This window comes from Pseudomonas sp. LBUM1663, assembly GCF_059695905.1.
In genome coordinates this window covers 1,371,548-1,385,269 of the sequence record NZ_CP166792.1, presented here as the reverse complement: position 1 = coordinate 1,385,269, position 13,722 = coordinate 1,371,548, and the positions used below count along the sequence as shown (strand labels likewise).

The window sequence follows — 13,722 nt, the reverse complement described above, 5'->3', positions numbered from 1 at the left end:
TTTTCATGGATTACTTCATCATTGTCGTCACCACGGTCGCCGGTTTGTACTTCCACTGGTGGCTGTACGTGCGGATCAAGCGCTGGATGGACCGCGATCTGGCGTTGGCACTGGCGGGTAATGACGAGCAGAAAAAAGCCTTCATGCTCGAGCAACTGGCAAGCGCTCAGGCGCAGAAGATCAAGCGCCGGGACCTGCCCCAGTGGCTTGAAGCCGCTGCGGCGGGCTATCCCGATCGGTAGACTGCTTAAGGTGCCAGACGTTCAAGAATCCAGTCGGCGCCTTGCAGACGGTAGTTAAGGCGATCGTGCAGGCGGCTCGGACGGCCTTGCCAGAACTCGATGCGCTCGGGGAGCAAGCGATAACCGCCCCAGTGTTCCGGGCAGTGTGGTTGGGTGTCGCTGAAACGTTGCTCGGTGTTCTTGAGCAGCGCTTCCAGTTCAGCGCGATCGGCAATCACCCGGCTCTGGGGCGAAGCCCAGGCACCAAGACGACTGCCCAGCGGGCGGACCTGAAAATAGGCGTCGGACTCTTCAGCCGTGACCTTCACCACCCGTCCTTCGATGCGCACCTGGCGCTCCAGGGTCGGCCAGAAAAACGTCATGGCAGCGAACGGGTTCGCCGCCAGATGCTGGCCTTTGGCGCTGTCGTAGTTGGTGAAGAAGGTAAAGCCCTCTTCGTCCAGGCCCTTGAGCAGCAGAATGCGACAATGCGGCCGACCGTCCCGATCGACGGTGGCCAGGGTCATGGCATTGGCCTCCACCGGCGGTTGCTCGGTTTTCACCGCCTCCGCAAACCACTGATGGAACAGTCCGAACGGCTCGGCCGGGGCTTGCGCCTCGGTCAGGCCATCACGGGTGTAGTCGCGACGCATATCAGCCAGGCCCTGGGTCATGGCGCATTCCTTTTGGTTAACGAATTACTTTTTGACCGCATCGGCGGTTGCGACTTTCTTGTCAGCTGCAGCGGCTTTGGCTGGCGCTGTCTTTTTCGCCGGGGTTGCGGTTTTAGCCGGTGTCTTCTTGGCTGGAGCCTTGGCGGCTTTCTTGGCCGGAGCTTTTTTCGCGGCAGGTACATCTGCTTTCTTCGCGGCTGGCGCAGGGGTAGCCGGCTTGGCCACTGGCTTGACGTCCTGGGCAGCGACCAGGCGCACTGGCGCCGGGGCCGGCATGTTGTACTTGCTCAGCAGCGCGACCATGGTGTTTTGCGGAGTCACCAGCAATTCCACGCGACGGTTCAAGGCACGACCTTCGTTGCTATCGTTGGCAGCACGCGGAGCTTCACCGCCCATACCGCGCAGCATCAGACGATCACGCTGCAAACCACTCAGACGGAAGATCGCGGCCACGGCCTGTGCGCGTTCCTGGCTCAGTTTCACGTTGGCCGGTGCGGCGCCCGAGGTATCGCTGTGACCCAAGACCAAAACGGCGGTCTTTGGATCGACTTCAAGGATTTTCGCAACGCGAGTGAACGGGCCGAGGGTCACCGGCAGCAACATGGCCGGGCGGTCCGGGTTGAATGAGCCTTCTACCGGAGCGGTCACCACCAGCACGTTTTCACGGCGTTCGAGTTGCAGGTTGCTGTCCTTGATGGCCTCGCGCAGGCGCGGCTCGTAGTCGTCGAGCCAGGCTTGAGTGATTTTAGGGTCCGGCATCGGCACGGCTTTGGCGGTGGGTTGATCCTTACCACCGAACGGCCACCACCATTTGCCACCGGCATCGGCTTCAGCCTTGGCGACTTCGACAGGCTTGGCTTCGGGTTTTACGTCCGGCTTTTTGTCGAGCACTTCATCGGAGCCGAACGGCCAGTACCAAGGGTTGGAGCTTTCAGCTTTGGTCACTGGAGCAGCGGCAGCAGTTTTCAAAGGAGCTGGGGCTGGGGCTGGAGTCGGGGCCGGAGCCGGCTCTTTCGCCGCGACTTTGTCGGAGGAGCCGAATGGCCACCAACTGCTGCCATCCGAATCATTTTGTGGGGTCTGTGCACAACCGGTGATCGCGACACAAAGGGCCAAGGCAAGGGTGGTTTTATTGAATGACATTGGATATCCACAAAAATGAAATCATAAAAAATCAGGCCGGCGTGACCGGATAAACAGACGCTTGGAAACCATAAAGGCCTTCGGGTTCCGGCCCTGGAGCCCGAGAGTGCGTTTTACAGACAAGTGGCCAGTACCCGCGCAAGCTTTTGCGCGCGCGGATCCATCAAGACGTAAGGCCCCAGTGTATTTGTCACAAAACCGAAGGCCACATCATGTTCCGGGTCAGCAAAACCGATGGAGCCGCCAGCGCCCGGGTGGCCGAATGCCCGTGGGCCGAGGCCATAGGTCGCATTGGGAACGTCCGGTTGATCGAGCATGCAACCCAGGCCAAAACGGGTCTGGGTCAATAAAGTCTTGTCTTCGCCAAGGCTGTGTTGGCGGGTCAGTTCTTCGAGCATTTCGCTTTCCAGCAGGCTTCCATCAAGCAGGCCGGCGTAGAAACCAGCGAGGCTACGGGCGTTGCCGTGGCCATTGGCGGCGGGTTGTTGCATCCGGCGCCATTCGGGTTTGTTGGTGCTGGTCATGATCGACGGCGGGTTGGTGAAGGCCCGGGTGGTCATGGCGGTCGGCTCGCGCATGGTTACTTGCAGCAAGCGCTGGGCCGCCGCATCGCCAACGTTGCCCTTGCCGCGGGCGATGTGCGCCACGCGGTGAAACTCTTCGTCCGCCAGGCCCACATGGAAATCCAGCCCCAACGGCTTGGCGACCCGCGCCACAATCGATGAGCCCGGCCCACGACCATCGACACGCCGCAGCAACTCGCCCACCAGCCAGCCATAGGTGATTGCCGCGTAACCGTGGCCTTCGCCCGGTGTCCACCACGGCGTTTCGGCCGCGAGGGCATCGACCATGGTGTACCAGTCGTAGAGCGCTTCGGGCGCCAGCAACTCGCGCAGCGCCGGCAGACCGGCCTGATGGCAGAGCAACTGGCGCAAGGTGACGGATTCTTTGCCGGCGGCGGCAAATTCGGGCCAGTAGCGCGCCACCGGGGCATCCAGTTGCAGCTTGCCTTCGGCCACCAATTGCAGGGCGGTGACGGCGGTGAAGGTCTTGGTGCAAGAGAACAGATTGGCGATGGTGTCGCTGTGCCAGGCTTCAAGGCCATCCTTGTCGGCGGTACCGGCCCAGAGGTCGAGGACGGTTTCGCCACCGACCCGGATGCACAATGCCGCGCCACGTTCCTGAGGATCGTCGAACAGCGCCGCGAACGCTTCGCGTACTGCTTCGAACTTAAGCTCGTAATGACCCTGAATCTGCACCCGCAACTCCCCGAAATCTACAAAGTGGTCCGCATTGTTCCAGCCCTTGGGGGATTTGGGAACAGGTGCGGGCTGGGCGGTCAGTTGCCCGTAGGTTCACATTGATCATTTGTGGCGAGGGGGCTTGCCCCCGTTCGGCTGCGCAGCAGTCGTAAAACCTGCATGCGCGGTGTGTCTGTAGGAATGGGGTTGCTGATTACAGGGCCGCTCCGCGACCCAACGGAGGCAAGCCCCCTCGCCACAGGGTCTCAAGCTTTAATGACCATTGGCCGAATGCCCACCCGCATGGCCGGCTACCTGCCCTGCGCCTTTGCCGGCATCACCTTTTTTACCACCCTCGCCTTCATGGCTGGCTTTGTCCGCTTCAGCCTTGGCCTTCTCGGCCTCCTTGCCCAACTGATCGACGGTCGCCAGGTTGCTCTTGCGCACGCTGTCGACGAAGCCCTGGAACGGCAGATCGGTAATGCCCACCAGGCCAAAGTGACCGTTCTCGCCATCCAGCAGACGTCCGGTCACCGGTTGATCGAGGTACTGGAACCAGTGCACGCCGACAATCGACGGTTCACTCAGCGCCTGTTTGAGGAAGTTGGCATAAGCCGGGCCACGGTCTTCTTCCTTGGCCAACTGCGTCACGCCGCCCCAGAACGGACCGCGATCGGCGGAGCCGAAGTTGAACTCGGTGATCAGCACCGGTTTGTCCAGGCTGCGCAACTTGGCGAAGTCGTAGCCGTCTTGCGGTTTCAAGGTGTACAGGTTGAAGCTCAGCACGTCGCAATACTGCGCGCAGGACTCAACGGCTTCCGGGGTGCTGAGGGCAAAACGACCGCCCAGCAGCAATTGGTTCGGCGCGTGCCACTTGAGCGAATCGGAAAGGGTCTTGAAGTAGGTATCGGCGAAGACCTTCTGGAAGTATTTGAAATCGGCCTCGATTTCCGGGTGTTCGTCGCTCGGCAGCGGCGGCACGAATCCCGGGTCTTCCATCAACTCCCAGGCGGGCAAGTCGATGCCCCAGGCCTTGGAAAGGCCGGCCTGATTGCGATACTTGTCGCGCAATTGCTTAAGGAACGCACGTTTGGCCGGTACGTCGGTGGTCATTTTCAAGGTGCCGTAGGCCAGTGCGTAACGGGCTTTCGGATCATCGCCGGGGCCGGCCCAGGCCAGTTCGTTGTCGGCGAAGTAACCGATCAGCCAGGGATCGTCGCGATGGTCACGGGCGGCGATGGCCACAGCGCGTTCGGTGGCCATGGCGAAGCGTGGGTCGAACGGGTCGGGCATGCCGCCCCACCAATCGGTGCCGGTGCTGATGCTGGCGTAATCGCCAACGATCGACAGCGGCAAGGTGTACGGCACACGGTCAGCATTGGCCAAACCCGGAGCGCTCCAGTTGCCAACCGTGTTGAAACCCCAGGCTTGTAGGCGATCCAGGGTATGGCTGGCCCAGCGTTTTTCATCAACCACTGCTTTGCAGGGCTCGGCAGGTTTTTGCTCAACGGCTTTGGCGACGGACGCTTCCTCTGCGCCGGTCCTGGCGGCTTCGGCAACGCCGGATTCGGCAGTCGTAGGCGCGGCTGGTTGCTCGGCGGCCTTGTCCGCCGTGGCCTCGACCGCATCGGCCTTGGCCGCTTCGGCGACGCCGGCCTTGGTGTCGCTGCCCAGCGCGCACGGTTCGCCGTAAAGGCGCTGCAAATTGGCGCCATAAAAATCGTACCAACGACCGGCGTTATAGCCACGACCCTGATCAGCGCCGTTACCGCCACGGTTGTCACCTTCGCCATAATGGCTGGCCAAGGGTTCTTCCGGTTTTGGCAGGGATTCAAACATCCACTCGCGACCGGCGATGTAGGTCTGGTTGACGTCCGGGGTCACGGTGTTGACCCCCAGCGAATAGAAAGGATGCCCTTCCGGGGTCACCAGGTACCAGCGACCGTCGCGCTTTTCCGTGCGGAAAAAGCCGCTGGCCTTGAACGCGGGGCCTTTGTTCCAGCCGCCGTACTTGTCCAGGGACAACTTCTGGCGCTCGGCGAGCCAGGTGTTGGTTTGTTGCTGTTCCTTGGCGGCGGCGCTTTTCAGTTGCTCATCGCTACCGACTTTCTCCGGCCATTTGGCCCGGGTCGATTGACCGTAAGCGTCCACCAGGCCGCCATAAGCCGCCTTCGTCACCGCTTCACCATCCTGCACGCCGAAGCGCTCAAGCAGGATACTTTGGGCCACTCTCGGCTGATCCATCGACAACGTGACCGACACCACCTGGCTGCGATCCAGCTCACCGGCGCTGCTGGCCAGCAATACCCGTTGACCGTCGAACGTCATCGGCATCGGCGGCCCGGCCTTCATGCCCTGGCTCAGCGGCGAACTCGGTTGCAGCGGCACCAGCAGGGTCTGCGCCGGCCCGGCCGGCAGGTCGACGCGACTGATCAACGTCTTGCCATCGTTGCTCTGGATTTTCACGTACAGGGTCACGGCCCAGTCCATCGCGCTCTGGATGCGCAAGCTCATGACACCCGACTGCGACCAGTCCCAGGCCCCGGTTTGCGGGGTCAGACGCAAGGTCGGTTGCGCCACTGGGTTGAACGTCACCCGTCGCAACACTTCGCCTTCGGCCGTTTGCTCCGCATTGGATTGCGGCAGGCTGGCATCCTGTGTCGCCACCTGGACCACATCGGCGGGGCGCACAAAGTTGAACAGCGTCTGTTGGCTGGCAGGGGCTGCCAGCAAAGGGGCTGAGAAGATCAAGGCGAAAACAGCAGGCAACGAGCGGCGAATCATGAGAACGAAATTCTCCCTAACGACCTTCAATGGGCCAGTGGAAAAGCGATGGCAGAGAGATAGACAACGCGGTGGGCAAATTTGCCCACCCGTGTTTCAGGAAATTTCGCGACGGAATGGCGGCAATGCGTTGAGGATCGCTTTGCCATAACGCTGGGTGACCAGACGTCGATCCAGCAGGGTGATGGTGCCGCGGTCTTCTTCGGTACGCAGCAAGCGACCGCAGGCTTGGACCAGTTTCAGCGAGGCGTCGGGCACGGAGATTTCCATGAACGGATTGCCGCCACGGGCTTCGATCCATTCAGCCAGGGCTGCTTCGACCGGATCGTCGGGCACCGAGAACGGAATCTTCGCGATCACCACGTGTTCGCAATACGCACCGGGCAAGTCGACCCCTTCGGCAAAACTCGCCAGGCCGAACAGCACGCTGGAGTCTCCGCCATCGACCCGCGCCTTGTGCTTGTTCAGGGTTTCCTGTTTCGACAGGTTGCCTTGAATGAACACTTGCTTGCGCCAGTCGCGGTCCAGACCGTCGAATACGTCCTGCATTTGTTTTCGCGAGGAGAACAGCACCAGCGTGCCACGCGAACCTTCCACCAGCTGCGGCAGATCACGGATGATCGCTGCGGTGTGGGCCGGTGCATCACGCGGGTCGGCTTTCAGGTCCGGCACCCGCAGCACACCAGCGTCGGCGTGATGGAACGGGCTCGGGACCACGGCGGTCACGGCTTTTTTCGGCAGGCCGGCGCGCATACGGAAACGGTCGAAGGTCCCGAGCGCGGTCAAGGTTGCGGAGGTCACCAGAGCGCCGTAAGCCACGTTCCACAGATTGCGACGAAGCATTTCCGCCGCCAGGATCGGGCTGGCGTTGACCTCGATGTCGAACAGCGAACCGCTTTCGGCCAGGGTCAGCCAACGGGCCATGGGCGGGTTGTCTTCCGGGTCTTCTGCGGTGAACGCGACCCACAATTCCCAGTTGCCCGAAGAACGGGACAACAGGCTGCCGAACAGCGGATACCACTCTTCGGCCTGGTTGCTGGCGATGCCGATGTTGACCTCGCCGTCCATGCCTTCCTTGAGCAGTTCGGTGAGTCTGGTGAACAGGTCGGTGAGCCGGGCGAAGCCCTTCTTCAACTCGATGCCCATTTCGCGCATGTGCTCGGGAATCACCCCGCCGACGAAACGGTGACGCGGCCGCTCGCGGCCTTCGACGTCTTCGCCGGGTTTGAAATCGGCGACCTGCTCGCACGCGGTGAACATGAACTGCTGCTGGGTCTTGATCTCGCGCGCCAGTTCCGGCACCTGCTCGATCAACTTGCCCAGGTCACCCGGCAGCGGATGCTGGGCCAGCAGTTTGGTGAGGTTCTTGGCGGTGGTTTCCAGCCAGTCGGCGGTGGAACGCAGGCGCGTGTAGTGGGCGAAATGGCCGATGGCCTTGTCCGGCAAGTGATGGCCTTCGTCGAACACGTAGATGGTGTCGCGCGGGTCCGGTAGCACCGCCCCGCCCCCCAGTGCCAGATCGGCCAGGACCATGTCATGGTTGGTGACGATCACGTCAACCTTGCCCATGCCTTCGCGGGCCTTGTAGAAGGCGCACTGGCCGAAGTTCGGGCAATGACGGTTGGTGCACTGGCTGTGATCGGTGGTCAGGCGCGCCCAATCGGCGTCTTCGAGGGCGGTGGACCAACTGTCCCGGTCACCGTCCCATTTATTGCCGGCGAGTTTCTCGATCATGCTGGTGAACAGCTTCTGACTGGCCTCATCGACCTCGATCTTGAAACCTTCTTCTTCGAACAGCTGAGCCGTGGCGGTTTGCGCGTGACCTTCCTGGAGCAACATGTCGAGCTTGGACAGGCACATGTAGCGCCCACGGCCCTTGGCCAGGGCGAAGCTGAAATTCAGCCCGCTGTTGCGCATCAGGTCAGGCAAATCCTTGTAGACGATCTGCTCTTGCAGGGCCACGGTGGCCGTGGCAATCACCAAGCGTTTGCCGGCGGCCTTGGCGGTGGGAATCGCCGCCAGGCTGTAGGCCACGGTTTTACCGGTACCGGTGCCGGCTTCCACCGCGACAATCGCGGGGTCGCCACTGCGCCGGCCTTCGTCGTCGGTGTCGATGTCACCGAGGACTTTGGCAATTTCGGCGATCATCAGGCGTTGGCCGTAGCGCGGCTTGAGGCTCTTGGCTTCAAGAAAACGCGAGTAGGCGCCCTGGATCGTGGTTTTGAGTTCAGTGCTGATCATGATTGTCGGGCGCAAAAAACGCTGGATAAATTTTCAGTGGTTCGGTTCGGCGGCTATCATACCGCGCTAATTAATCCCGCGCAGAACGGAGTACCTCAATGACACCTTTTGGCATCGTTTACACCCTGCATGTCCTGTCCGCCCTAGTGTGGGTGGGCGGCATGTTTTTCGCCTGGATGGTCTTGCGGCCCGCGGCGATGAAGGCGCTGGAGGGGCCTGCCCGGTTGAAGCTGTGGGTGGAAGTGTTTCAAGGTTTTTTCCGCTGGGTCTGGGTGGCGGTGGTGCTTTTGCCAATCAGCGGAGTGGGCATGATTCATCTGCAATACGCCGGGTTTGAGGCCGCGCCGCGGTATGTGCAAGTGATGATGGGCTTGTACGTGGTGATGACCGCGCTGTTTATCCGGATTCAGGCGTTGCTGCTGCCGGAGTTGCGTACAGCGGTGGAAGCGCAGGATTGGCCGACGGGGGCTGCGACGCTGGGGAAGATTCGAAAATTGGTGGGGATCAATTTGATCGTCGGGCTGGTGCTGGTGGCGATTGCTGCGGCCAGACCGATGTTCTAAAGCAAACAGTACAACTGTGGCGAGGGCGCTTGCTCCCGCTGGGTTGCGAAGCGGCCCCAAAATAGGACTGCTGCGCAGTCCAGCGGGAGCAAGCTCCCTCGCCACAGGATCTCGGTCGTTCTTACAACCTTTGAACGGTCACAGAACCCGCCGCGCCCGCAGGCCCCGGCTGGCCATCAACGCCAGGGCGGCCGCTTTTGCCGCCATCGGCCTCGTACACGAAGCAGCCCTTGGCCTTGCCGCCGACGCCCGGTTTACCGCCGGGGCCTGCGAGGCCACCGGCACCGCCCGCCACCTGAACCTTGATCCGGTCCACCGGATAATCACGCGGCACTTCCAGCCTGACCAGCGCACCCGGCGCACCCGGCAGACCATCACTGCCATTGCTGCCATCGGCACCACGACCCGCTTGGCCCCAGGTGCAACCCGGTGCCTGACCGTTGGCCCCGTCGAGGCCGACAAAACCTGGCGCGCCCGCGCCACCGCGAGCGTCTACCGACAACTGCGGTGCATGCAGTGACTTGATCTGTACATTCAGGTTGCGTCCAGAGCGAGCGGCCTTGAGGTAAGTCCCCGGCGCCCCGCGAGCCGTGATCTGGCTGCCTTCGGACAACTCGGCACGGCTGACTTTTAATTCCAGTGCCTGTTCACTTGGCACGATGGCGATCCGCGCCTCACGCCCCAGATGCAATTCGCCGACGGTGACTTCGGTCACGTTCGAAGGAATCAACAAGGTGCCGTAATCGGCGACTTCCAGGCGTTCAAGCTGCAAGGTGCTGGCGGTGTTGGGCAGGCGCATCAACGAATTGGTTTCGACACTGACCACCTGAGCGCAGGCCAATGGGCTGATGAGTGCGGCGAGCAGACAGAGTTTACGCATGGGAAGCCTTCGATGCGGTCGGAGCCGGTAGGGTTTGCAGGTGGAATACGCCGAAAAACAGGATCTTCAAGCGATCACGCCAAGGGTGGGCGCGACCCCGGAGGCTGCGAAAACAGAACACCGCCTCAAGCAGATGAAGAGACGCCAACACGCCGCCAGCCAGATTGACCAGCAGGTGCAGCGGATTGACAAACGGCATCAGCAGATTGACCAGCACCACCAGCCAGAACATCAGGGTCAACAACTTCCCCAGCCCCCAAAACACCTTCATACGCCCCCCGTTGAGAATTATTCTTTGCGCGCACAGTAACGGCATCCGCGAGGGATAAGCCAGAGGGCAACAGAAAATTCTTCATGAAGGCCGCCGAATGGCCGTCGAATCAACAGCAATTGTTGTCCGACGGCTCTATTTCGGGGCTTAGCGATTAACGTGTAACTCCACCCGACGGTTTTTCGCGCGTCCTTCATCCGTTTCGTTGTCGGCCACCGGCTGGCTCTCACCCTTGCCTTCACTGGTGAGTTTGTTCGGCGCCAAGCCCTGGCTCAACAGGTAGGCCGCCACGCTGCTGGCGCGGCGTTCCGACAGGGCCTGGTTGTAAGCATCCGAACCCACGCTGTCGGTATGACCAATCACCTTGACGCTCACCACGTCGGCACTTTGCAGTTTGCTCATCAGCGCATCCAGCTGACTGCGCGCGGCGGGCGTCAAGTCGGATTTGTTGAACGCGAACAGCACGTCACCGGCATCACTGAGGGTAATGACTTCCAAATGCACAGGTTCGGCAGGTTTCACGCTGGCCGGATACTGCGGCAACGGACAACCGTGATGCTCGACAGGTGTATTGGCCGGGGTATCGGGGCAACGATCACGCCGGTCGAAAACGCCGTCTTCGTCCTCATCGCCATCCTGGGCGTAACAGATCAAGCCACCCGTCAAGATCCCGAGCGCTGCTCCACCGCCTGCCCAGCCGGCACTTTCAATCGCGCCCAGGCCTCCGCCGACCAGTCCGCCAATGAGGCTACAGATCGGCCAGGTACGCTGATTGAGAGGGGCGGTACCATCGCTGTGAGTGGCGCAACCGGTCAACAGGCTGCCAAGCAGCAGAACCGGCAAGACGGTCCTTGTGAGAACGCTCATTGTGAAAGCTCCTGTGTTACCGGCCCATACCGGTTACACAGGAGTAAAGACCCGCATCCGCGACTGCACAAGCCGCGGAGCGGAAGGGACTTAACGGTTAATTTTGATTTCCGTGCGACGGTTCAATGCACGGCCGTCAGCGGTTTTGTTATCAGCAACGGGCTGGCTTTCACCGGCACCGGTCACAGACACGAATTCGCTGCGAGGTACGCCTTGCTGGATGAGGTATTCAACCACCGAGTGGGCGCGACGATCCGACAGTTTCTTGTTATAGGCATCGCTGCCTACGCTGTCGGTATGACCGGTCACGGTCAACTGGGCGGTGCTGGATTCCTGCTTCAGGCGAGTAGCGACTGTGTTGAGTACTTCTTTGTCAGAAGGGGTAAGTGTGGCCTTGTCGAATTGGAAGTGAACATCACGGATGACAATGACTTCTTCCTTGACCACCACAACCTCTTCGACCACTGGCGCAGGCACTGGTGGAGGGCAACCGTCGGCATCGACCTTCACGCCTCGAGGCGTACCCGGGCACTTGTCACGACTGTCCGGCACACCATCGCCGTCTTCGTCGCCATCGCCGTGAACCCAGCAATAAGCCGCTGCCGTGCCGCCAACGAGCAGCGCGCCATACCCCGCCCACGCCGAGCTCTCGGTCGCACCGAGACCTGCACCCACAACACCACCGACCGCCGCACAGGTCGGCCAGTCGGTTTTCTGCAAACCTGCGCAACCAGTCAACACACTGGTTAGCAGAACCAAGGGTAATGCTGTCCGAACTATGCTCATCTAGTTTTCTCCTGAGGGATCGGCTTGAAACCGATTCAGGGAGTAAAGACCGGAGTTTTAATCTCCGCCAGCAATAGGCCATTGCTGTTTTGCCCCGTGTTCACTGCCGTTCGCCGATTTTGGCGCAAACCCGCTCTAGGCCCGGACGTTTGGGCAGGCTAGTCTTGGTGCTCTTCTTGAGGAACTCTGATGATTGCAGGTATTTCTTCGCGCACGCCCCAGCAGGCGTTGGCCGCTTTGCTTGATCGATACGCCCCCGCGCGCCTGTTGTTGATCGGCGCCAGCGAATTCCCCGCACTTGAGGCGTTCAAGCTTGCGCACCCGGACAGCTGCGTAGCGCATGCGGCACCGGGTGCGTTGCCGGCCGAACTGGCGGCTCGCCGCTTTGATCTGGCGCTGGTGGTCGATTGTCTTGAACACCTGCCAAAGCGTGACGGTCTGAATCTGTTAGGCGGGATCCGTAATCTGAACGCCAGTCGCATTGCGGTGCTGGCGGATTTGCCGGCCAGCGGCTGGCAGGAGACTGATTTCTTTTCCCTGGCCTTGCAAGCCAGTGAACGTTTCCAGCGCGACGATCAAGTGCTGACGCTGTTCACCTACGATCTGCTTGACTACAAACAGGTACCCGACTGGCTCAACTCGCGGTTCTGGGCCAATCCGGAAAACTTCGGGAAATATTGGTGGTAACGCAATGAGTACATCCATTTGCCCTTGCGGCAGCGGCACCCTGCTCGACGCCTGCTGCGGCCATTACCATGCCGGGCATCCGGCGCCGTGTGCCGAAGCCTTGATGCGCTCGCGCTACAGCGCCTATGTGCTGGGGCTGATCGACTATCTGGTGGCGACCACCCTGCCCGCGCAACAGGCCGGCGTGGATCGTCAGTCCATCAGCGACTGGAGCGCGCAAAGCACCTGGCTGGGTCTGGAGGTGGAAAGCTCCGAGGTATTGGGCGGTCAACCGGAACACGCATTCGTCACGTTCACCGCACGCTGGCATGACGGTGGTGGTGAACACAGCCACCGCGAGCGCTCCTCGTTCGTGCAGAACGCCGGGCACTGGTACTTCATCGACCCCACCGTGCCACTCAAGGCCGGACGCAACGATGCCTGCCCGTGCGCCAGCGGGCAGAAATTCAAGAAGTGTTGCGCGGGGTATTTCGGCAGTTGAGGAAAACCCTGTAGCCGCTGGCGAAGCCTACCCGACCTGTAGGAGCGAGGCTTGCCCGCGAAGAACGATTACGCGATGTCCCGGAAGGATCGGGGGCCTTCTTCGCGGGCAAGCCTCGCTCCAACAAGGAGACGTCACCATGACCACCCAGCGGCGCGTGTTACAGATGCTTACCCTGCTGATGTTTCTCGGGCTCGGCGGCTGCGCATCCTGGTTCGGAGACGATCTGCCGGATCCGCAAGTGCATCTGGTGAAGGTGGAAGTGGTCCGGGCCAAGTTGTTGGAGCAGAAATTCATCCTGCACTTTCGCGTCGACAACCCCAATGACAGCGACCTGACGGTGCGCGGCCTCGAATACCGCATTCACCTGGGCGACCTGCTGCTGGCCGAAGGCGAGCATGAACACTGGTTCACCGTCGGCCCCAAACGCAGTGCCTATTTCAAGGTGCCGATCCGTACCAACCTGTGGCCCAAGGTACGGGACGTGGTGAAAATGCTGAAAAAACCCGATCAGCCCATCCCCTATCGTCTGGAAGGTGAAATGGAAACCGGTTTATTCATCGCGCACTACGTGCACCTGGCGCGCAATGGCGTGATAATCCCCGCCGATTTAATTCCGGAGCAAAACCGATGACCCAGCAACCCCATGTCCATGGCCCTGACTGCAACCACGATCATGACCATCACGACCACCATGATCACGACCATGGCCATGTCCACGGCCCGAACTGCGGCCACGCCCACCAGGAACCGGTGCGCAACGCCCTGAAAGACGTCGGCCGCAACGACCCTTGCCCATGCGGCAACGGCAAGAAATTCAAGAAGTGCCACGGCGCTTGATGCTTCGGGCGGATAGTTTTTTCGCCAGTTGAATCGCCTTCGC

Annotated in this window: 15 protein-coding genes; 6 read left to right on the top strand and 9 right to left on the bottom strand. The window is 61.1% G+C overall.

Annotation, left to right across the window (positions count from 1 at the left end; genetic code table 11):
* The first annotated feature begins 5 nt into the window (after positions 1-5).
* A complete protein-coding gene (locus ACA075_RS06155) occupies positions 6-242 on the top strand; it encodes a hypothetical protein (protein WP_461979994.1) in 237 nt (78 codons plus the stop codon).
* A 5-nt stretch (positions 243-247) separates the two neighbouring features.
* Here the strand turns inward: ACA075_RS06155 and pdxH are convergent, their stop codons facing one another.
* From pdxH to dinG, 5 genes are all read right to left on the bottom strand, one after another.
* Positions 248-895, bottom strand: coding sequence for a pyridoxamine 5'-phosphate oxidase (pdxH, locus tag ACA075_RS06150; protein WP_497297723.1), 648 nt, complete (start codon positions 893-895; stop codon positions 248-250).
* A gap of 24 nt (positions 896-919) precedes the next feature.
* The gene (locus tag ACA075_RS06145; RefSeq protein WP_497297722.1) at positions 920-2,038 is read right to left on the bottom strand and encodes an OmpA family protein; all 1,119 of its coding nucleotides are present in this window, start codon (positions 2,036-2,038) and stop codon (positions 920-922) included.
* 113 nt (positions 2,039-2,151) lie between these two features.
* The gene (locus ACA075_RS06140) at positions 2,152-3,297 is read right to left on the bottom strand and encodes a serine hydrolase domain-containing protein (RefSeq protein WP_497297721.1); all 1,146 of its coding nucleotides are present in this window, start codon (positions 3,295-3,297) and stop codon (positions 2,152-2,154) included.
* 255 nt (positions 3,298-3,552) lie between these two features.
* Entirely contained in the window at positions 3,553-6,063 is a 2,511-nt protein-coding gene (locus tag ACA075_RS06135; protein WP_497297720.1) for a beta-agarase, read from the bottom strand.
* A 96-nt stretch (positions 6,064-6,159) separates the two neighbouring features.
* Positions 6,160-8,304 carry an ATP-dependent DNA helicase DinG gene (gene dinG / locus ACA075_RS06130; protein WP_497297719.1) on the bottom strand — a complete coding sequence of 715 codons (2,145 nt, stop codon included), beginning with the start codon at positions 8,302-8,304 and terminating at the stop codon, positions 6,160-6,162.
* Between the two features lie 98 nt (positions 8,305-8,402).
* Between dinG and ACA075_RS06125 the strand changes: the two genes are divergently transcribed.
* Positions 8,403-8,867 carry a CopD family protein gene (locus ACA075_RS06125; RefSeq protein WP_497297717.1) on the top strand — a complete coding sequence of 155 codons (465 nt, stop codon included), beginning with the start codon at positions 8,403-8,405 and terminating at the stop codon, positions 8,865-8,867.
* Between the two features lie 121 nt (positions 8,868-8,988).
* On the opposite strand, the gene ACA075_RS06120 is transcribed toward ACA075_RS06125, so the two are convergent.
* The 4 genes from ACA075_RS06120 to ACA075_RS06105 all read right to left on the bottom strand — a co-directional run bounded on the left by ACA075_RS06120 (position 8,989) and on the right by ACA075_RS06105 (position 11,671).
* Positions 8,989-9,747 carry a collagen-like protein gene (locus tag ACA075_RS06120; RefSeq protein ID WP_497297716.1) on the bottom strand — a complete coding sequence of 253 codons (759 nt, stop codon included), beginning with the start codon at positions 9,745-9,747 and terminating at the stop codon, positions 8,989-8,991.
* The gene (locus tag ACA075_RS06115) at positions 9,740-10,018 is read right to left on the bottom strand and encodes a DUF1145 domain-containing protein (protein WP_497297715.1); all 279 of its coding nucleotides are present in this window, start codon (positions 10,016-10,018) and stop codon (positions 9,740-9,742) included. Before ACA075_RS06115 ends, ACA075_RS06120 begins: the two co-directional genes overlap by 8 nt.
* 147 nt (positions 10,019-10,165) lie before the next feature.
* Positions 10,166-10,885, bottom strand: a complete 720-nt coding sequence (locus ACA075_RS06110) for a PA1041 family peptidoglycan-binding anchor lipoprotein (RefSeq protein WP_497297714.1) — start codon at positions 10,883-10,885, stop codon at positions 10,166-10,168.
* 90 nt (positions 10,886-10,975) lie between these two features.
* Positions 10,976-11,671, bottom strand: a complete 696-nt coding sequence (locus ACA075_RS06105) for a PA1041 family peptidoglycan-binding anchor lipoprotein (protein WP_219096844.1) — start codon at positions 11,669-11,671, stop codon at positions 10,976-10,978.
* Positions 11,672-11,860: 189 nt separating this feature from the next.
* Here ACA075_RS06105 and ACA075_RS06100 point away from each other — a divergent pair, with 189 nt between their 5' ends.
* From ACA075_RS06100 to ACA075_RS06085, 4 genes are all read left to right on the top strand, one after another.
* Positions 11,861-12,358 (top strand): DUF6231 family protein, encoded by a 498-nt coding sequence (locus tag ACA075_RS06100; protein WP_403098674.1) that lies wholly within the window; start codon positions 11,861-11,863, stop codon positions 12,356-12,358.
* 4 nt (positions 12,359-12,362) lie between these two features.
* Positions 12,363-12,839 carry a YchJ family protein gene (locus ACA075_RS06095; RefSeq protein ID WP_497297713.1) on the top strand — a complete coding sequence of 159 codons (477 nt, stop codon included), beginning with the start codon at positions 12,363-12,365 and terminating at the stop codon, positions 12,837-12,839.
* Between the two features lie 139 nt (positions 12,840-12,978).
* On the top strand, positions 12,979-13,473 hold the full coding sequence (locus ACA075_RS06090; RefSeq protein ID WP_497297712.1) for an LEA/WHy family protein: 495 nt from the start codon (positions 12,979-12,981) through the stop codon (positions 13,471-13,473).
* Entirely contained in the window at positions 13,470-13,679 is a 210-nt protein-coding gene (locus ACA075_RS06085; RefSeq protein ID WP_007906737.1) for an SEC-C metal-binding domain-containing protein, read from the top strand. The genes ACA075_RS06090 and ACA075_RS06085 overlap by 4 nt, the downstream gene beginning before the upstream one ends.
* Positions 13,680-13,722 lie beyond the last annotated feature (43 nt).